Annotated in this window: 17 protein-coding genes and 1 pseudogene; 10 read left to right on the plus strand and 8 right to left on the minus strand. The window is 54.6% G+C overall.

From position 1 onward, the window contains the following. Nucleotides 1-30: 30 nt before the first annotated feature. The 8 genes from M2336_RS05220 (at nucleotide 31) to M2336_RS05255 (ending at nucleotide 6,313) form a co-directional block, all read left to right on the plus strand. A complete protein-coding gene (locus M2336_RS05220; protein ID WP_264592608.1) occupies nucleotides 31-1,098 on the plus strand; it encodes a TrbI/VirB10 family protein in 1,068 nt (355 codons plus the stop codon). Beyond that, nucleotides 1,095-2,108, plus strand: coding sequence for a P-type DNA transfer ATPase VirB11 (gene virB11 / locus M2336_RS05225; RefSeq protein WP_264592609.1), 1,014 nt, complete (start codon nucleotides 1,095-1,097; stop codon nucleotides 2,106-2,108). The genes M2336_RS05220 and virB11 overlap by 4 nt, the downstream gene beginning before the upstream one ends. Beyond that, nucleotides 2,105-2,488 (plus strand): TrbC/VirB2 family protein, encoded by a 384-nt coding sequence (locus tag M2336_RS18000; protein WP_319801639.1) that lies wholly within the window; start codon nucleotides 2,105-2,107, stop codon nucleotides 2,486-2,488. Before virB11 ends, M2336_RS18000 begins: the two co-directional genes overlap by 4 nt. A gap of 51 nt (nucleotides 2,489-2,539) precedes the next feature. Beyond that, nucleotides 2,540-2,869 (plus strand): hypothetical protein, encoded by a 330-nt coding sequence (locus M2336_RS05235; RefSeq protein WP_264592610.1) that lies wholly within the window; start codon nucleotides 2,540-2,542, stop codon nucleotides 2,867-2,869. A 525-nt stretch (nucleotides 2,870-3,394) separates the two neighbouring features. After that, entirely contained in the window at nucleotides 3,395-3,754 is a 360-nt protein-coding gene (locus M2336_RS05240) for a hypothetical protein (protein ID WP_264592611.1), read from the plus strand. A gap of 114 nt (nucleotides 3,755-3,868) precedes the next feature. Further along, nucleotides 3,869-4,201 (plus strand): hypothetical protein, encoded by a 333-nt coding sequence (locus M2336_RS05245; protein WP_264592612.1) that lies wholly within the window; start codon nucleotides 3,869-3,871, stop codon nucleotides 4,199-4,201. Nucleotides 4,202-4,444: 243 nt separating this feature from the next. After that, the gene (locus M2336_RS05250) at nucleotides 4,445-4,789 is read left to right on the plus strand and encodes a hypothetical protein (RefSeq protein WP_264592613.1); all 345 of its coding nucleotides are present in this window, start codon (nucleotides 4,445-4,447) and stop codon (nucleotides 4,787-4,789) included. A 1,146-nt stretch (nucleotides 4,790-5,935) separates the two neighbouring features. Further along, nucleotides 5,936-6,313 carry a hypothetical protein gene (locus M2336_RS05255; protein ID WP_264592614.1) on the plus strand — a complete coding sequence of 126 codons (378 nt, stop codon included), beginning with the start codon at nucleotides 5,936-5,938 and terminating at the stop codon, nucleotides 6,311-6,313. A 486-nt stretch (nucleotides 6,314-6,799) separates the two neighbouring features. On the opposite strand, the gene M2336_RS05260 is transcribed toward M2336_RS05255, so the two are convergent. From M2336_RS05260 to M2336_RS05295, 8 genes and pseudogenes are all read right to left on the minus strand, one after another. Next, a complete protein-coding gene (locus M2336_RS05260; RefSeq protein WP_264592615.1) occupies nucleotides 6,800-7,327 on the minus strand; it encodes a hypothetical protein in 528 nt (175 codons plus the stop codon). 37 nt (nucleotides 7,328-7,364) lie between these two features. Then, nucleotides 7,365-7,556, minus strand: a pseudogene (locus M2336_RS05265) (transposase); the annotation flags it as partial. Nucleotides 7,557-7,645: 89 nt separating this feature from the next. After that, a complete protein-coding gene (locus M2336_RS05270; RefSeq protein ID WP_264592616.1) occupies nucleotides 7,646-7,975 on the minus strand; it encodes a hypothetical protein in 330 nt (109 codons plus the stop codon). Between the two features lie 72 nt (nucleotides 7,976-8,047). After that, complete coding sequence (locus tag M2336_RS05275; protein ID WP_264592617.1) at nucleotides 8,048-8,365, minus strand: hypothetical protein; 318 nt, start codon at nucleotides 8,363-8,365, stop codon at nucleotides 8,048-8,050. A gap of 106 nt (nucleotides 8,366-8,471) precedes the next feature. Continuing rightward, a complete protein-coding gene (locus M2336_RS05280; protein ID WP_264592618.1) occupies nucleotides 8,472-8,825 on the minus strand; it encodes a hypothetical protein in 354 nt (117 codons plus the stop codon). A 624-nt stretch (nucleotides 8,826-9,449) separates the two neighbouring features. Then, nucleotides 9,450-9,830, minus strand: a complete 381-nt coding sequence (locus M2336_RS05285; protein ID WP_264592619.1) for a hypothetical protein — start codon at nucleotides 9,828-9,830, stop codon at nucleotides 9,450-9,452. A gap of 912 nt (nucleotides 9,831-10,742) precedes the next feature. Then, nucleotides 10,743-11,279 carry a hypothetical protein gene (locus M2336_RS05290; protein WP_264592620.1) on the minus strand — a complete coding sequence of 179 codons (537 nt, stop codon included), beginning with the start codon at nucleotides 11,277-11,279 and terminating at the stop codon, nucleotides 10,743-10,745. A gap of 1,500 nt (nucleotides 11,280-12,779) precedes the next feature. Next, nucleotides 12,780-16,976: an RHS repeat-associated core domain-containing protein gene (locus M2336_RS05295; protein ID WP_264592621.1), complete on the minus strand. Its 4,197-nt coding sequence runs from the start codon at nucleotides 16,974-16,976 to the stop codon at nucleotides 12,780-12,782. Between the two features lie 1,461 nt (nucleotides 16,977-18,437). Here M2336_RS05295 and M2336_RS05300 point away from each other — a divergent pair. After that, a complete protein-coding gene (locus M2336_RS05300) occupies nucleotides 18,438-19,802 on the plus strand; it encodes a nucleotide-binding domain-containing protein (RefSeq protein ID WP_264592622.1) in 1,365 nt (454 codons plus the stop codon). Beyond that, on the plus strand, nucleotides 19,802-20,386 hold the full coding sequence (locus tag M2336_RS05305) for an SLATT domain-containing protein (protein WP_264592623.1): 585 nt from the start codon (nucleotides 19,802-19,804) through the stop codon (nucleotides 20,384-20,386). The genes M2336_RS05300 and M2336_RS05305 overlap by 1 nt, the downstream gene beginning before the upstream one ends. The last annotated feature ends 123 nt before the right edge of the window (nucleotides 20,387-20,509 follow it).

The following is a 20,509-nucleotide window of genomic DNA, read 5'->3' on the forward strand; positions in this document are numbered from 1 at the left end:
CCGCGACGGGGATTGCCGCCTTGGCTTCTCGTGGCTTTCGCAGTTGCTGCAGCAGCGATCCTGTTTGCGGTGCTCGATGCCCGACGGCGCGCGCTGACCGCGCCCCAGGTCGATGTCGATCGGGCGAGCGTCGTCGCATTCAGTGCGCCGCCCGCGCTGTACGTGCCACCCGAAATCCTGCCTGCGCCGCTCATGCCCCCTGTGATGTTGTCGCCGGCGCCACCGCCGTCCAGTTCGACACCCGCTCCGGTGCTGGCGCAGCCCACGCAAACGCCACCATCCATGCAGCCCAATGGCTATCCTCCCGAGCCGTCACAACCTGCCTCACCTCTGACGCCCCCGCGCGTCAGCACAGGTCCAGCCCTGGTGATCGATACGGGCATGGCCCTGCCGCGCGACGCGGCGGGCGGAGGCGACATGCCGTCCATGTCTGGCCCGGGCTCTTCGCCTGGGCAAGGAGCCGGACCAGGATCAGCGGGTGGCAGCGCGCCGAACGCCTCGCGCACGGGGTCGTTGAACACGGACCGGGCAAGGGCCGGGGTATTCGCCAATCGGCCTACAACTGTGGTCCAGGGGACGCTTATCGCGGCCGTGCTGGAATCCGCACTCGATACGACAAGGCCTGGTTTTGCGCGCGCTCTGGTGTCTCGCGACATTCGCAGCTTCGATGGGTCCCGCATCCTGATCCCGCGCGGCAGTCGCCTCATCGGTGAGGTCGAGGCCGACACGCAGACAGGCCAGAAACGTGCGCTTATCAACTGGACCCGCCTGATCCGACCCGATGGCGTCACGATCGCGCTGGAATCGCCTGCCAGCGACACCTTGGGTGGCACCGGGGTGCGCGCCAAAGTGAATACGCACTTCTGGGAGCGCTTTTCCGGCGCGATCCTGCAGTCCGCGCTCGATATTGGTGTCAATCTCGCGACCCGGGAGGTGGGCGGCACCACGGTCATTGCGCTGCCCGGCGCAATCAATGGTGTGGCAGCGCAAACCATCCAGCCCCGGGAGATCACGCCGACCCTCACGGTCCGTCGTGGCACCAGCATCAGCGTCTTCGTCGCGCGCGATCTGGACTTCACCGATGTTGAACGGAAATGAGCGGGGCGCAGCCTCTCTATCTGCAAAGCTATCTTGAGCCGCTCGCCCCGCTGCTTGCCCGCGACGACGTCACCGACATTTACATCAATCGCCCGGGCGAGGTGTGGGCAGAATCCCTCAAAGGCGAGATCGAACTGCATCTCATCCCCGTTCTTGACGAAACCATGTTGGGACGCCTCGGGCGCCAGATTGCGGCGATCTCGCACCAAGGCATCAGTCGAGAGCATCCGTTGCTGTCGGCCCGGTTGCCCGATGGCTCACGTGTTCAGATCGTCGCGCCGCCCGCAACGCGTGGGAGCATGGCCTTTGCGATCCGCAAGCACGTCTCATCGGATTTGTCGCTCAGCGACTATGTCGCGAGCGGTGCGTTTGCCGAGACCCATGCGGGAACGACGCCGCGATCGTCCGGCACCGATGAGCAGCTGCGTGCGCTCCTTGCGGAAGGAAATGTCGCCGGCATGCTGGCGCAGGCCGTGCGCGCGCGCAAGAACATCCTGATCTCGGGCGGCACATCGACCGGCAAGACCACGTTCCTCAACGCACTCCTGCGTGAGATTCCTGAAGAGGAACGTCTGATCCTCATTGAGGACACGCCAGAACTGCGGGTCCATCACGCCAACACCGTGGGATTGCTGGCAAGCCGCAGTGGTCTGAGCGAAGCACAGGTCACGGCCAATGATCTGGTCGCGGCATCCCTGCGGATGCGGCCTGACCGCATCATTCTGGGAGAGCTCCGGGGCGAGGAAGCGTTCGCGTTCTTAAGAGCGGTCAACACCGGGCATCCCGGCTCGATGACGACCATCCATGCCGACAGTGCCGAGCGAGCGGTTGAGCAACTGACCCTGCTGGTGCTCCAGGGGGGCACCCAACTGACGCGCGAGGATGTGCGTCATTATGTTCATACGACGGTCGACATTTTCGTCCAGCTAACGCGGGTGGGCGGCAAGCGGCAGGTCTCCGAGGTCTTGTTCTGGGCCGGACATAAAAGCGCCAGGGCACCTCACCCATGAACCAGGACATCCTCTTCTCCTTGTCCGACCCTGCGGACGACAGTGTTCTTCTCGCGGCCGTGAACTGGGTTGAAGGGACCTTGCTCGGGACATTGGCCACGACCGTCGCCATTATCGCAGTGGCCGCGCTGGGGTTCATGATGCTCGCAGGGCGGGTCGATTATCGGCGAGGCGCGACCGTGATCCTGGGTTGCTTCATCCTGTTCGGAGCATCGACTATTGCCGCTGGGATCCAGTCTCTCCAGGCCATCGCCACCGGAAGCGACCTGGCAGCAGAGCCTGAGGTCGTTCAAAGCGAACCTCCGCCAGCGCCCATCGTGGTCCCATCACAGCTTCCTGCTTACGATCCTTATGCAGGCGCTTCGGTGCCGCGATTTTAGAATTGAGGTACGTGTAATTGTGACTGTGTGAAACTTAACAGGGGGACGAAAATGTTCAGAAAGCTTGTGATCGGTTTCTTGGCGACCATTCTGACGCCGCAGGTTGCAAACGCTGCTCCGGTTACAACCAGCTTTGGCACGATTACCCAAATCGGCGGAGGCTGGGTTGGAGCCTTTCTTAGCGTCCAGCTCTCCATTCCGATCGTGAACCCGGATGGCTGCACCTATGCCGGAACTTACATGACTGATCCAACCATGGGCGGATCGCAGTTGTTCAACTCAATTCTGCTCAGCGCTTACATGGGCGGAAAGCAAGTTTCCCTGGTGATCGATGGCTGCATGGATGGTTTTCCTAAGATCATCGCGGTTTATTCGCACTAGAGGTCTGGCCTGCGCTACCGCGGAAATTCCTGCCCATCAGCCAGGGTAGATCCGCAATTTGGACCACGAAAACGGGGCGAAAAATGAGGAAAAAAACCATATTGGCTTACTGTGTGATCGGTTGCTTCCTTGCTAGCCCAAGCAGGGCTTCTACAGCACAAAATGGCACCATCAGCGGAATATCTGTAGAAGCGGGAAAAGCTTTTTTCCACACGAATGGCGTTCGATCAGCCACGCCAAGCTGTCATACGATTGCGGGCCGCTGGGTTTTCGATGCGGCAGCACCGGAAGGGCAAGCAATGCTCTCTCTCTTGTTGACCGCATACGCCTCCGGCAAACAGGTAGAGGTAATAGGGACTGGCGGTTGTACCGACTGGGGAGACACCGAGACAGTGAGATATATCTTCGTCCCTTAATATGAATGGCTGAAGGCGTTTTGGCACCTCCACGCCGCCTTTGTGCCGTCTGGGGCGATACTGAAACTCGTCATCGAGTAGTCGTTTGTAGGGCAACAGGAGCGAAATCATGAGTATTATTCGACGCCACTATAAAAGCATCGCGCTCGGCCTGTTTGGTGCTGCCCTCGCCGCTATGCCCGGCAACGCGGTTGCTTCCTCAGCCTCAGGCGGTCGGATAACCAACCTCACGATCGCTCACGATGGCAATGTCTGGTTCAGCTACACCGGGAGCCTGCAGGGCACGCTTCCAGCCTGTGCGCATCCCAATGGCCTGTGGTTGATCACCCAAAGCCAGGCCGGCTATCAGGGCCTACTAGCAACGCTGCTTTCCGTGCAAGCCCGAGGGGCGCAAGTCTCCATACAGGGCACCGGAGAGTGCGGCGGCACTGATCATGAGCGGGTCGCATACATTGTCATCGAAGACTGATTTGCGTTAAACGTCATTCCACTTCAGCTCGGTCGAATATATGGCTTGGACTCAAACATGTAATTTGAGAAGCCAGTACTCGCCTTCCTAAACGGAAATATATAGGGGGAAACAATGTTCAAAAAGATGAGAGTTTTTACTGCCGCAGCTTTTGTTTGCATTGGTACGATCGCAGCCACCCCGGCTTTAGCTGAAGTCGAGATCACGGCGGTTCCTACGGGTTGGCGCCTTCAGAACTATACTGGAGGGCCAGGTCTGGTAGCGTGGTTTACCGGTTCGAATTGCATCAATGGTTTGTTAAGCTTCTCATCACACGCCACCTCCGACGATAAAAATCGCTTTTTTTCACTCGTTCTGACAGCAAAGGTTAGCGGGAAAGCGATTTCGGTTTTTTACGAGCCAGATTCAGGTAATTGTTACATTCAAAGCTTTTATATCCAACAATGAATGTGAGACGGTGCGCCTGCGGTATAGGGAGGTCTACCTCCCACGTTTGGGCGTTCCAGATACGCAGGTCAGCGCCGATACGGGTCCGGAAACAATGGATGATCAGGTTAAAGAGAAGGATCAAGTGTCGCGGCCACCAGAAATGTTACCGAACCATGGTGAATCTATAACTTGTTCCGTGCATTTCATGATAAATAACACATAGAAAACGTCATAGAATATCATTTAATTGAAGATCATAATATGGCTAAAAATATGATGAGATTTCCGATTTATGTTTCCGCAATTACTGCCATATTTTTGACATTTCCTGCTCATTCTGATCCAGGGCTAACCTCGCCATTCAAGATTATCGAGTTGTATCCACGTGAGGTCGGCATGGATATCGTCACGGATCAGCCGGTTACCAGCCCTATGGGTTGCCCGCGCACAGATGCCGTTCGCGTTTTGATGACTGCTTCGAATTACGCGGTAATCTCTTCCCTACTTCTGACAGCTTTTTCATCTGGGAAAACCGTTACGGTATGGGTTGATTCCTGCGATTCAGACGGCGTGGGCAAACTCATAGCTGCCGCAGCAGAACGCTAGTGGGACGAGCGATGCTATTCTTGGTCTCTGCAGTGATTTGAAATTGCCAAGGCCGCTTGACGATTAATTGACGCTGGGCGTTGTAATGACCGGCGTAAGTCAGCGACGCTCCAGGGGATTTGCTCTCGCCCCAGCCCTCCCTGCTTCCTCTTCCTCAGGCAGCAAGATAATCAACATAACTGTGGCTCACGACGGAAGTGTCTGGTTTTAGCTATGCGGGAAGCATGTAAGGCGCGCTTTCCGGCTGGGCTCTTGTTAACGGCCTTTGGTTGATTACGCAAAGCCAAGCCGTCTATTGGAGGCTCTTGCGCTGCTTCTACCCGTACAAGCGCGAGGGCAATGATTTTCATAAAGGGTACCGGAGAATGCTGCGGCACTAACCATGAGCGCGTCGCCTTCATTGCCGTAGAACACTGAGCGGGCTTCAGTATAATGACGCGTGTAGACAGCTCGAGATACGCGATGCTTGGGTCGCCCTATTCCTAAGATGGTGGTGCTATCTACCGTATCACAGGCCGGAATTACAACAGAATTTGCTGCTCTAAACGTTTAGCCAGAAGGCGCTTTGCTAAGCAGGAATATTTTGACATGATCCAATAGCCTGGAGACAAAATAGTCTTCAAGGCTACTTTTACCGGGGGGCAGTATGAAGACTATGTACTTAGCAACATTTTTCGTCTTACTTGGTTTGGGGCAGCCGAGCACCGCCGGAGTAGTGCACGAAAGTCCGTCAGGCTGGCGGCTACAAAATTATCTTGGTAATCAGGTCGGCGTATATTGGACTTCGGCTACGGACTGTCCGAGTGGCGGTATATTTATGCCATCCACTGCAACAGGCGAAGATCGCGATCGATTTTGGTCCCTTGTTCTGACTGCCAAGCATAGCGGAAAACGCGTCGGGATTTTCTACTCAAGTTACACGACATATTGCACAGTCGATAACTTTTTCATCGATGACTAGCTTAAATAAATTATTCTTAAATCTGGAAAAAATTGTGTGTGATGGTTAAATTGCTTGCTTGTCATTCTTGCTCAAACATTGGCATTAGACTATAGAAAGTCTTCATAATCAATTTATGGAAAGTCGTGCACTTTGTTTTCCAAGAAGTTTAGAAAACTGGGCGGAGAGTACAGCGGAAGAAGAGAATGACGTTTACGAAACGCTGCTTTTTAAGCAACAAGCACAAGCGTCAAGGCCTAGTAGCGCTGTGCGCTATCTTTTTGGCGGGCGGCTGGACGACTGCTGCGTCTGCTCAGTGGCTCCTGGCGACAGGCAGGATATCGGCCGCTAATTTATCTTACGCCGAAAATCAGGCGTTTAGAATCAATATTTACACGAATGAAGTTAATCAGTTCCCGGGATGTAATGGGGGATTTGGCTTTCTCAATGTCAGCGACAGTAATTATGAGGCCAAGGTCGCCACGCTTCTAACTGCGGCGTCGCAGAGCAAGACTGTCGAAGTGAGTTATACGAAAGACAGCTCGGGCTGGTGTGCCATCACTGACATAAGGGTGCAGTTCTGAGCATTTTTAGCGATCGTCACTACTGTCCGCGCCGCTACTAGATTGCCCCGGCCGTCAACGGCGGGAAGCGAAGAGATGTCTCGACGTGGCCCGCATGGCAGATCATGCGGGCTAGCACTTATTCTTCAGAAACCTACATGACCGGACGAGTGCGGCTGCCGGAGCGCCGTGGCCTTGCAGCTAAGTAAATCGCGGATCACCGCTCGCGCGATAGCAGAAAAGCCCTGTATTGGTGAGAAATTGCCTGCCTCCGGTGAGATGTATGTCATCAACAAAGATTTATGAATACGCTACGCCCGCGCGCGAACTCGGCCGCCGCTAAGGCAAGGCGCGTCTATGTGACGCCATCGTTTTTCAGCATTCCTCAATCCGGCGGTACCGCGTGTGACATCCTCGCGGCTCCGGCGCGGAATTGCCCACGGCACTTTTGCTGAAGCTGCGAGTGGATGGCGAGCGAGTGACCATCCTAAACCGCCCGAACGGTCTTCAGTTATTGGTCATTATTTCGATCCAATTGATCCGGGGCTCTGTTCCACAACCTGTCCCGATTGTGGCGTCGTAAGCAGCGGTCACGGCTAAATCTGCTGTCAGCGCCGCAAGGGCGACAGCGAGGATCGAATTGTCGCTCCCCGTATCGGGGATGCGCAGCCATATGAGCGCGCCATCGCTGCTACGGCGGATCTGAGTCATGCGACACGAAGGAATAGTATGACCTTGCGTGCGCACAACCTTACCTACAACCTGAACCTCGCTCGCCGTTGCTTGCGATGAAATAGAAACTAGCATTATGAGAACCATGCTCAAAAAGCATAATGTCGTAATATTTCGGTTTGTTTCATTCATAATCGGGGCCTCAACTGAAATCGATCCTGTAAATATGGATTTACTCTTCAAATTTTCGTCAAACACTTGCGTGTCGTATCTATCTGCACCAAAACATGAACCGGTCTTGCTGGCGTCCGAAGCCGTCCCCGCTTCGGCTGCGGGGGGCATCAGAAAAACAGGAAGGCTCAAAGCTGAGAATGCAAATTTTTTAAACAGGGCGGGCTCCCCAAGTACTCGGTCTCACAGAATGCGGCCCACAGGCTTTCGGAGCGCTCCGCCAGCGCAACCCATTCCGATTGACGAAGATGATGCCGCTCAATACCCGTCAATCACCAACGCGGGGCTTGCCATGGCTCTTTGGAAAATAGGGCTCAAGACGTGCCACTTGCTCATCCGTCAGGCAATATAGGTCGCTCAAATCTAGTCTTCTCAGGAAGCCTGGATCACATCACGTCGACCACATCAATGGGCCTGACCCTAGAAGGCTGAATAGGTTTTCAGCCCACTTTAGCGGAGATTGATTTGTTTAACCGTAGCCCATCCGCAACTGGTAGTACCATCGGTCCCCACATCTACCGTTTGCCTTGATAGTTTGGCACTAAGAAGGATACTAACCATCTCCTGATAATTTGTAGCCGATTTGGGAAGTGCAAACCAATCCCCAGTAACGACAGGATCGGAATTCGGCACGCCGTCGAGAAGGAAAAAGGCACATGCTCTTTCGTCAAACTGAATTTGGGAAATATATTTACCCGTCCACCATTGTCCGCCCCATGCAGGACTTAGCGGCGCTACCAACACGCCTACCGCGGCAGTGCAGATCTTGAATATCTTCACGTCAACACCTCAATATCAGCTTTTATCCGAAATCATACGCAGCAGGTCCTGCGTGATGAAAGAAGAGCCATTTCACTCGCCGTCGCGCACACTCCGCACTTCCTCGTGGTCCGGTGCGCAGGCTCCCGTGCCATACACCGTCACCAACTTTCCTCTCGCTTGAGCCGACAGCAAATAAGCCAGTTTCGCCTGAGACGACGCAGTTCCTAAAGTGAAGTACATGCGTTGCCAGACGACACAGGCCGGCATGTCTACCGCTGGTCCGGAAACGGCAAATACCACGTAATCGCCCTCAATCTGAAGATCGGAGATCAGGCCGGGCCCCCGCGTGCTTGCCCAGCTGGCGGTAGCGAAGCACATTGCCGTTAGGAATAAAAATGCCTTCTTCATCAACCCACCCCCTGCGCAAACCAATCAACTGATAAGTATCATAATGACGATTATGATCACAACCCATTCAAATTGGATGGATAAAATAATCATCGTCGGCCAGATCTTAATTTGTAACGTATATATCGCTCATGAGCGGGCGTGTGGCGCCCCAATACGCCCCGGTTGTGCAACCTGATATCCAGAACGACACGCTTTTGCCTGCCATGAACGCCGACAGGACTGTCGACATGAACCGATCCTTGCCGGCGGAATTGAGTTCGACGATATAGAAATCGGCTCCCCCGCAACCGTCCGGGTTAACGATGGGCTGGTCGAACTCGACCCGCATCGCCGAGCCGCCCGCGTCCACATTAATCTGGGTAATCTTCCCGTAGCCCGATGTTGCTCCCGCGTTCGCGTCAGTGGGCATCAGAAAAATGGGAAGGCTTAAAACTAAAAAGGCAAACTTTTTGAACATGGCGGACTCCTTGGCGTTCGTGCTCACAAAATGATGATAAAATTGACCTTCTCTCTCGTCGGCTGGTCTGTGTCACACGTTCCCGTCCCAATGATCTGGACCCGATTCCCGAGAGCCTTGGCGGTCATAATGTTTGCCAGAATGGCCTTGGCATTATCCGTCGTTGGGCCAGATATGGCCCAAAAGTCGTCTGTGGCACACGGAGGCTTTGTCGTTCGCGAGCCCTGTGCGAGAAAGACGTAAGGGCCACCATTATTGTCGATCGCGATAAGGGTAATGGTCGCAGAGGCCTGCTCACTCGCGAAGGCGGACGAGAGTGGGATGCAGCCCGCAGTCAGCATGAGAGCGAAGCTCTTGAGCCCCGATGCATGAACGTCCAATATTCTCATGCTCGTTTCTCCTATGTTGGCTATAGCGGGAAGCCATTTCGGACTGGCCCAGCCAGATCGAGTTGACGGCGGTGAATTTCCGCTTTGCTCGGTGTTGATCCAACATTTCTCTTTTGAGAGCAGTCATCGCCACGGGGATGTGGCGGGTGAGGAGTCGGAACTGATCCCACACCTCAAAGAGCAAATATCGCCCCAGAGTGTCATCCAACGATGACCGTGGCCTACGCAGTTCCTGTCAATCGGCGTTGTTAATTCCTCGGATGACCGGAAAGCCCTGAAGGCATCCATCCAGGTTGGTGTATACGCGCCGTTGCGTGCTCTGCGCTGACAACAATAGCGCCTGGACGAATTGGGCGTGGGGACTGCTATCAGGAATTGTATACTGATCGCTCCGGCCGCGGTTTTCAGGATCGATCATATTCCCGTCCAGTTTTACGAGCGCGCCGCTCACGCCTCCCAATGGAATAGACCTGCAACCAGTCCATCCACGTTCGTGTTTGCGGATGAATCTGGCGCAGTCATCAGGCAAAACAGAATTGCGCTCGCAGCACCAGGTAATCTCAAATGGGTCAATGCCTTCTCCCACGCTCTCGGCTTTGCCTGTAATTTCAGCCAACCTTCTCATGTTCGCCCGAGCCTTCACGCTCGCGCTACTGGAATATTGCCTGCCCATGGCTGACATCCGCCCTTGTGCCGGAGCACCCTACAACCCACAATAACACCTGCTTTCCTGATGCTGCAGCCGTGTACATCAAGGACACCATTTCAGTAAAATTAACCGCAGATCTACTGATTTCATGAAGTGTACCACCGCAGGGCCCGACTGCGCTGAGTTCTATGACAACTTTGCTTGGGTCCACATATATGCTTTTGATGGTGCCGGACGCCCAGTTGGGTACAGTTTGAGCGTTAAGTGGCGATTGAGCCTGAATGGCGGCGAAGGCAACCAAAGCAATTAGTCGCGTTTCCAATTTCAGCATCGCACCCCCTATTTTATAACAGAAATTCTGTTACTCTCCTTTTCTAACACTCTGACGATCTTGTCGATGTCCATTTTCAGGTTCTGCGTATTTTTAGGCGTGGTCTTGGGTAGTTATTTCAAACTGGCTGTCTGGGTTCAGAGGGAGACACGAAGATGGTTTGCATTCGGGCAATAACGAGTTGGATAGCGGCGACGCTGGCAGTCCTCAGCTCGGCGCCAGCGATGAGCTACGTCACATGTTCCGGATCCGTCTCATGGGTTGAAGTCAGGCTGGATGGGGACGTTGTAGCTGATATAGGATATGGGCCGCGCCCAATCTGCAATGTGGCGAGCCAGACCAGTGTTTGTCAGGCGGTGCTGGCACAGTTCATGACAGCATTAGCCAGCGGAAAGCAGATCGTGTCTTTCCATACCAATTCGGTGACCTGTGCCCAAGCCTACGGCTCAGTAGCTTTGGTCTACGGCGAAGCGCCCTATGGGTTCACGATCAGGAACTGAGCTTTGCCAGGAGTGCGCAGGCGCTCGCAGCGTCTGGCTGTTTCGGCATCAAGGTATGAGATGGACGAAATTGAGCGAACAGTCGCCATTGTTTCCCACCAAGGTTAATCGCTTTCCGGCGACCAATGCCGTCATCGCCACGGCAAGTACAGCTTGGGTGTTTGCGGCTTTGGTTGCTTGATCATCGCCCCGCGCGATCCACTGAATCCACGACCCGGCCGTGCACTGTCCAGCATCGGTGTCGATCTGGAGATACACCTTATAGGGCATGTAACTCGGCTCGACCCGAGTAACCTTGGCCTCCAGGCTCCAGTCATGCGCCTGAAGCGGCAACGGCAACAAGAAGGTGGCTAAAATAATGAACGGTATATGCTTCATGCTGCGCCCTCTCTTGTCGCATATGGCTATGCTAATCGTGTGGTTGCGCGTGTGATGTATTTTTGTCAAATTTGATTTTAAAGGATTGGGGTGGGGGCTCATGAAAATATCGCCAGCAATAATACTGGTTGCCTTGGCAGGGTGTCCTACGGCGTCGGCATATGCTTCCAGCCAAGGACCGGGTACTATTTCTACCATCCATGTCATGGAAAATGGCGTTGTGATGTTTCATCTTACAGGAAACCGATCTGTGAGGCCGACATGTGCCACGGAGCTAAGATGGGCGTTCAACAGCGCAAGTCTGGCCGGTCAGGCCAAGCTGTCTACCCTGCTGACGGCTTACTCCACCGGCAAGCAGATTATGGTTTATGGGACCGGGGGCTGCCCAGATTGGGCAGATACGGAGACGTTTAATTGGTTTCATACGGTTGATTAATAATACAGGATGGTCTTTCGATGGTGCGTTGACGACACGCCCCGTCATAGCATTCATCCAAACTGCCGTATCGGTTTGAGAACTAGGGGGAACGGATATGCTTCTAAAGGGCCTATCTCTGATTACGACGTCCTTTATTGCGTTTGCCACGCCGACAGTTGCGGCTCCGGGCTGGGGAGTCAGTCCGCTTACGATCGAAGCTGTCGTGCCCACCGATGGGTCCTTCCAATTTATCGTAAGTGGAAACGACAACCCTGCTGGATGCTCAATACCAAATTGGCTTCATATAGATTTTACCAATCCGGGCTTTGAGACCATCTCAGCGGCGGTCCTGACTGCCTTTGCGCAGGGAAAGAAGCTTCGGGCTTGGCAACACGCCTGTCGATCAGACGGTGGTGTGACCATCAATGCTGCGTGGGTGGAAAAGTGATTTGAGCGAAAAAGGGTGAGGGCAGCTGCTGGACTTCTTTTAGTTGGTCCTCACGCTTCAATGGTCATTGCGAACGGCGGTAGCCGATCCGGCGGCGAAACCTCACCATCATGGTGTACGCCTAGTAACGCTTGCGCCGCGGCCGACTCACCTCGAGCACTTGCTCAAGATGAGCCGCCGCTCCCCGCCTGACGCGCGCCACCATTTATTTGACGTGATTTCCTCGAGTATTGCATCGTCCAGCATCGCTTCGGCAAGCGGCTTGTTCAGCTTGGCGTTTTGGTCCCCGGGCGGCTGTAGCTGTTTAGCATCGGACACCTCACAGCCGCCGAATTTGGCTTTGCGTTTAAAAAGGTAGTACTGCTGACGCCATACTCGCGACGGACACCTTACATGCTCACGCCAGCCTCTGCTCCTTAAGGATTGCCATGATCTGCTCTTTGCTTAACCTGCGGCGCTCATCTTCGTCCAATGCCTTGGCGTCCAGCTTTATTCAAAATCGGCCAAATTTGAAGGGAGCACGTCAGGTATGAATCAATATGCTTTGGAACGCAAAAACATCACAATTTGAGGATAAAATGACGACAGAAGGAATATTCCCATGGACACAAGGCTCAGTGTAACACCATGACGACCAAATACGGCGGTCTGTGAACTAACATACAATAATACCGCCGAAATTAGTATCGCAAAAATACGAGGAAATATAAAACTTTTATAATTACATTCCTTTGGAATGTCGCGAAATGCGAGCAGAGATCTCCTGAAACCGTCAACTAACGCCCAGTCGACACCAGCCAGGATCAAGAAAAAAAGCAGCGACAGTAAAACGTCCTTCATACTATGGACAAACCGCTCGCGAAGCGACTCGACTTCCCGCAGACGCGCCGGTATCGCTGAAAAGGTTCACTCGGCGCTGCTGGCCAGCGCTCAAGTTATTGAACATTCTACCTCTGGCATATGCATTAGTTGCCACCCTGCCTACGACCTTGCCAGCTATATGGCCACCAACAATGCCAGCGGCGCTCGATCCTGCACCGCCCCAATTTCCATCGGCAAGATTGGCAAGTACAGACACGCCAGAAGCAAGTCTACCTATGCCACCAGCGATAAGCGCTGTGCCTCCGAACAAGGCACCTCCGGCTCCCGTTGGCGCTGTAATTAGGCCGAGACCCGCAGCTCCGATCGCCACGCCATCTGCGACGTCCCCCAAGGTGTCCGCACCTTCCGCGATTGATGCGAATAGGCTCTTGTTTCCTGAACACGGCCCCGGGTTATTTTGCGGAGGCGGAGGAGTTTGTCCAGGCCCGGGCAGATTATGGGGAACTCCTGATTCGAAATGAATATTCATTCCGAACGTGTAGTCAGGCGTTGATATCCCAAAAATTGATCCGTAAGATGAACAAAATAAGATACCTGCACAGTCTGCGACGCCAGTAACGAATATCCCATCATTCGTCCAAAGTGTCCCCGGTTGCCCAGGCGATAAGCCGCAACCGGAAGAACCTACTTGGCAAGAGCCTTCAGGTGGCAGCATTATAGCGCCTTGTTGTGTGCCACTTGGATCCACGCCGTTCACGGGATCGTTGCCCACGTATGCATACATATTCAAGCCGTCGGCATAACCGATGGGATCGGTCTGGAGGAACCGGCCGACCATGGGCGAGTAAATGCGGGCCTTATAGTAGTACATGCGCAACTCGGGCAGCCATGTCTGGCCGGTGTACTGGAAGGTGCCCTGATTGTCCTTCGCCGGCATGCCATATTCATCGTAGCGATTGATGACGATGTTGGCGCCGCTATTGTCGCTGATTGCGACGATCGAACCACGCTCATCGGCCTGCATGAACCGGCGGTCCGATGTCCCTGAGCCTTCGTACCAGATGATCGGATCGTCGGTGCCGGGACCATGGACGTAGCGACGCTGCAGTGCGTTGGAGGCATTATACTCGGCGACGAGGTTAGGCCCATCATAGGCCCGGCGGGTGGTTTTCGCCGTTGAACCGTCGACAAAGTAGGACTCATAAAGCCGACCTATCGGATCGTAGCTGAAGGTGCGGCCGCCCGGTCCGGCGAGCAGATAGTTGTCGCTGCTGTAAACGTAGTTTTCGCTGCTCGTGCCGTCATTGATGAGATTGCCGCGCGTGTCGTAGGAATAGCTCAGGCTGCCGACCACTGAGTATTGATTGAGCCCATTGCTGGTGTAGTTGCGATTGGCGCTGTGGCCTTCTGTCCATGCATAGGCATCGTTGGATCGAGGCATGCTCTTGATTTGGCTCGCGGGATTATAGCCGATGGCGGTACCGGTGCTGCCGATCTTGCCCAGGACAAGGTCATGGCCGGTGCCGGCCAGATCGATGCCCAAGCCCTCGAGCCGGGAAGCCGCATCATAGGCATAGCTGCGCGAGGTGCCGTTGCCGAACGCGATGCCGGTGACCCGGCCCAGATTGTCATAGCTGTAGGTCGCCAGTGCACCCACACCCGTCGTCGCGCCGTTCTCGCGGATATTCGTCACCTGCCCGGTGGTGTCGCGCACATAATCAACATAGAGCCCTGAGCCGGGATAGGTGATCTTCGTCCGACGCCCCGCTGGATCGTACTCATAAGCGACCGTCCCGTGCGGCCCGGTCTGGCTGAGGTTGCGACCGAGCGCATCATAGGTGAAGCCCAGCGCATTGCCGGTCTGGCTCGCACTGGTCATGCGCCCGAGCAGATCATAGTCGTAGGAGATAGTCGGCTCTGCGCCAGGCCGATCCCTCGATGTCAGGCGATTGAGATTGTCATAGGTGAGGCTGTGGCTCTGTCCGCTGCGGTTGACGAAGTTCACCACATTGCTGTTGGCGTCATAGGCCAACAGTTCATAATCGCTGGTCGAACTCGAACCGCTTCCCTTGGTCGGGTTCGGGAAGCGGGTCTTCACGAGGCGATCGAAGCCGTCATATTCGTAAGTGGTGAGATTGTTCTCGCCATCCTTGACTGTCAGGAGCTGCCCATTGGGGGTGTAGCTGTTGGTTTGCACCACGGCCTGCTCGCTCGTAATGCCAAAGCCCTGGGTGACAGTCTGAACCCGCCCGATGGCATCATAGCCATATCTGGTGATCCGGTCCTTGCCGTCTGCACCGTCGATGTTGGGCGTGCAATCAGCGACCTGAGCGCCCCACGCAGCTGGGTTCATCCGCACCGCCGTGCAGTCGGGACGGCCAAGCGTGTCATAGCTCTGGGTCGTCACCGCATGCACCGTGCTGCCGCTCTTGAGCTCCGTCCTTATGGCGCGGTGGTAGGCATCATAGCCTGTCGCTACCTGCTGCAGCGAGTTGAAGCTCGCCCAGGCTGCATCGGACTGGTCGGTGACCGTGCCCACTTCCTTCAGGGCGATCTGCCCAATGGCATTGTAATGGTATCTCTCGGCCGCATGCACGCGGCTACCTGCACCATCCGGATCTGGCGCCACTACACCCACGGGCCGCCTGACCGCATCATAACGATAACGTGTCGTGTCGGCCGAGCCCGCCAGCGGGCCATCGACCGTGATCAGATTGCCGATCGCATCGTAGCCATTGGCGGTAGTGGCACTGACCGAGCCTGTACCATTGCTCTGCGTGACCGAAACCGGCAGCAGATTGTTGCCAACACCTGCAGTCTGCGGGCCATAATTGATGGCCGTGCGCACTTCGTCGGTGCCGCCCACACAAGGCAGCGCATTATCCGGCGACGTCACGCCGCTGGTCTGGCAGGTCGATATCTGCGTCAGCACCTTGATTGGCGAGGCAGTCCCTGTGCCTGACGCCACAATGTTGCCAGCGCTGTTCTTATAATAGGCTGCCAGGTCGGAATAGCTGTAGGTAGTCTTTGGCCGCACCGTTCCACTCGGCGCTGGCAGGGTCACGGATTCAAGAAAACCTGCCGCGTTATAGCGATAGTCGGTGCGGTTGCCCTTGGCATCCTGCGTCCAGTTGGGCTGGTTACACTTCACCACATTCGTGCACGTCGCGTCGTAACTGGCTAACCGCACGAGTTTTTGTGGTGTGCTGGGTGAAGCACACACCTGTGCTCCTGCCCCTTGTGCAACCTCCATTGCGCACGTAACGTTGCCACGAGCATCGTATTCGTATGATGAGTAACGGCCGTTCGGATAAGTTACACGCGTCATTCTTCCGAAGTTATCGTATTGATAATAGGTTATTTCGTTCAGACTATTTTTATCGCTAAGAATGACATTCTTAGCAGTATCAGTTGTCACCACTCGCTTGGTATTATCCGGAAACGTGATCGTTGCCGTCATGATCGATCCGGCCAAAGACCATTCATAACCGGTGGTGATCCCTGCCTTAGTCAAGGAGCTAACCCGCCCCCCCGAGTAGGTTACGGATACATATGGATTTTGGTCTCCATGGAGAATTATTCCGCCGGAATTTGTGTAAGTAGTTGTATGGCCGGTTTCGTCTGACACGATAAACCCAGAATTTGCCGACGATGAGTAACTATATTCCACAGAGCTGACGTTTTTAGATGAACCGCAGCTAACTGAAGAACATTGCTGATATGCCCGGTTTTCAACGCTCACCGATTTTAGTGTTGTGTTAGCGCCCGTTGATGAGTTGTAGTAAGAGTAATTTAGAACATAGCCGTTGCTATAAGACACTCTTTCTAAAGATATGAATGTCGTGTAACCGTAGTATGGAGATCCTTGCGGCGTATAATCACTGTAATAAAATGAAATACCTGTTCCATCTGGATTGCTAATATAAGAAACAATAGCCGCTGGGCTGGACCCGCCTTCATTTACGAAAACATTCGCGGAATTATTTGCAGTCATTCTGTCAAAAACGATCACAGATCCTTTTTTGTCTGTGAAAGTGTATCGCCCTGTCTGATTGTCCTTGGTTAGGGTCGATCCATTTCCCTGCTGGTTAACTAGATTGTTTCCGACTTTGGAAAACAGCACCGAGGAGGCTCCCGTCGATACGGTAACAGTCGCTCCGTATTCGTGCACCGTCATGATGGTGCTGTCACGCCAACCCGCCCCGAGCTTTGTCAATCCGTGGCTGACCCCTCCTGCACCCCCTTTGCCTATTGATAGATCCGTGAAACTAACGTCATTAGCTCCGGTTGCCAAATTAACGCCATTGCCATCAGTGACCGACGCGACCGGAGGCAAGGTACTAGTGAACTGGGCTAGGGCGGGCTCACTTGAGACACAAAGCGCCAAAGTTCCCAGGCCTGCCGAACCCAACCAGAGTGATTTCCTCACTTAACCTCCCCCCCCCCCTATATCCCATAGCTAGCTGAAATACTTAAATAATCGTCTGAAAAATAACACTTGGCAATCTATTTGTTCTCGAAGACCGTTTTTTTAATGAGTAAATTTCTGTTCACCGAGCATAGATCTTGCCTTAAAGAGCACGTCGAACGCAACTCCAAGCTCTAGTTGAAAATATCGCCCGCAGCGCAGACGTCTTAAAAGAGCCTACGCTAACCAGACCTATTCTCGTAGATGACTTCGGGCTGATCATCGGCTTGTCCCTCCCCGGCGTGATACGGATGCCTGGCCCCAAGACAACACCGCAAACTTCGGTGTCTCTTGAAATTTGTCTAACTTTAATGTCGATCAGGCCCGATGCACCACGTTGTGAATTGTCCGGTTGATCAAATTGTCGGGCTTTCCAACCATGGCCTGTTCTGATTAGCGGCCTAACCGAACCTAAATCTTTCTACACGCCTCCCTAATACGACGCCACCTAATACCACAAAGGTGACGCGGCGGTACTGGAGGCTAGGATTAGCTTTCGAACTGGCCGTTGGCTAGCTTCAATAATCCTTTAGGGTTGGGGACTTCAATGAGCCCACTCAGAGATGACCGGGACAAGAGCGATGACGGCGAGGTAGTTTGGGGATACCGGCCATTCTTATGGCGATGTGTTGCCACCTTTTGGCCTGCCGAAGAGCCGTTCGATGACATTTCGTTGGTGTTATGCGCCTGTATTGAGGGAATATGGCGTTTGGCCCGACCTCCGATATCGCAGAGGTTGAAAGCTCGCTTAATGAGTTGCGCCTGAGCCAACCCTATTCTCACTAACGACCATTGAAGCTGAGTTGCTGGTAGTCAGGATATTGCCGACCGAACCTGTGAACCATATGGACAGGCGGAAGCTGTACTTCGTTCATGCGCGCCACTAAACGTCGACTAAGTTGGACATTCTGGACTGTCCGCTTTGAAGCGCGCAACGGTCGATAGCGGACGTTCAAATACGGCAGGGCAAAGACTGCATTCGACCAACTCAAGCCGTTCCACGGCGCGGACGTGAATGGTCGCTTTTGCCGGAACCCGCCATTCCTGTCCCGTTGAGCGATCCGGCAGCAGCGCCCCCACCTCGGTCATTTCGGTTAGGTCCGGGTAGCGGTTGGTTGCCCGATATCGTCGTCTATCCCCTACTTACGAGAGTGGAGATTGCTTCGAAAAGGTTGAACAAACCTGGGCCGCTAACCATCTTGCCCCGCAATGACAGCGCTGCGGTGGGGGCACCGAGCGGCGCAGCAACGGGAGGCGACCATCAGCAGGGCGGACGATTTCAAAACGCTGTTCTCGAACATTGCGATCGACAACGAAGACACCATCGCGCTGCGTTATGGTGAAGTCACTAGGGCCTGCAACCTCCAGTTTCGCGACACGGACAGCCGTACAGCTAACAGCCTTCAAGTCGGCTCCTATGGCCGGTGGACTGGTATCCGGGGCATTTCCGACTTGGACATGCTCTACATCATGCCAAGTGGAAAATGGGATACCTATAAGAACAATCCTTACAAGCTACTGCGCGACACTGCTGATGCCATCCAGGCCCGCTACACGACTACCGAGGTTTACGTCGACACTCTGGTGGTCGTCTGCAAGTATAAGAACTTCAAGGTCGAGGTGCAGCCCGTCTTCGAGGATGCGGATGGGTACTGGTATCCGTACACCAAAAATGGTGGCTGTTACCGGCTGACCAAGCCCCGCGAGGAGATCAACGCGACCCGGACTGTCGATGCTGACAAGAACGGCAACTTGCGACGGCTCTGCAAGATGACCCGTGCTTGGAAGAACAAGCATGGCGTGGCTATGAATGGCCTTGTGATCGACACACTCGCTCACAACTTCTTGCTGACCACGACAGACTTCGACAAGACGACCTTCTCGACGTGTGGGCAGATGATGCGCGACTTCTTGGAGTATCTTTCCAACCAGCCCAAGCAGGAGCGGTATCACGCTCTCGGCTCCGGGCAGCACGTCAAAGTGCATAAGCGGTTTGAGGGGAAGGCGAAGAAGGGCCTTGAACTCGCGGACAAGGCACTCGCGGCCGGCGAGGAAGCCAAGGCTAACAATCGCTGGCGCAAGCTGTTCGGCAACGGCTACCCGCTCTCGGATAGAACTGAGGTCAAGAAGGCCTACATCACCGGAGCCAGCTACACCGCTACCAACACCGAGGAGTTCATTGAGGACATGTTCCCGGTGGACATCCGCTACTCGCTGCGCCTCGAATGCGAGGTCAAGCAGAACGGGTTCAGGACGATACTTCTGCGCGCCATGCGTGGCGTCGGCATGAAGCGCCTCAACGTCTACCGGTCCAAGTCACTCAAGTTCTACATCACGAATGAGAACATCAAGGGAATCTACCACGTCTATTGGAAGGTGCTCAACCGGGGACTTGAAGCGATCAGACTCGACAAGATACGCGGCCAGATCGAACCCGATAGCGGCAGCAAGACCAAGAACGAGCGCTCCGACTTCCGGGGCGAGCATGTGGTGGATTGTTACGCGGTGCAGGATGGTGTGGTAGTGGCCAAGGACCGCATTCACGTGCCGATCGTAGACGAGAGCGAAAGCTGATGGACAAGGACCGGCTGCTGAGGCTGATCGCGGAAAAGGGTTACGATGTCCTTTTCGGGGTCAAGAAGACGTTCGCGACCTATGACATTGTGAGCAAGGGACCAGGCTGGATCGGCTTCGTGTCCCTAGCCGTTGGCGTGTTCGCCCTGATCTACGACCCGCTATCGGCCAAGTTGCCGTCCGCGATCCTCGTCATCGCTGGTATCGCCAGCCTCTACGTTTCCTTTTATCGGGCCGAGGAGTATGAGCGGTCGGCCAACAACCAGTTGAGCGTCTACAACAAGTTGAAGTCGCTCTACCTCAGCGTTCAATCGGGTTCGGACCCGGTAGCCGCCAAGGTCCAGTACGACGCCATCGATGCTCACTATTACACAACCACGATGAGCAAGCAGATTTTCCTGAGTGGCTGGTATGCCCACTACAAGCTGTTCGCCGAGACGCAGATCGACTGGATGGAGGAGCAAAAGCAGTTCACTTGGAAAGACAAGTGGCCGGTTTCAGCGCGAATCACGATCGTTCTGGTAGCAGTCGCTGCCGTTGCGGGATCGATACTCGGGATCTCTCGCGCCTATCTGTGCGGGTGATGGTTTTTACCGGCGAACGGGTGCGAGGGTTTGCACGGGTGCGCTAGGCTGCGTCGAGAACACTGCCGGCAAGATGCTCTTCACCGCAACCTAGGGCGCACAATTGTAGCGCACCAGGCATGC

The organism is Sphingobium sp. B1D7B (assembly GCF_025961965.1).
Taxonomy (GTDB): domain Bacteria; phylum Pseudomonadota; class Alphaproteobacteria; order Sphingomonadales; family Sphingomonadaceae; genus Sphingobium.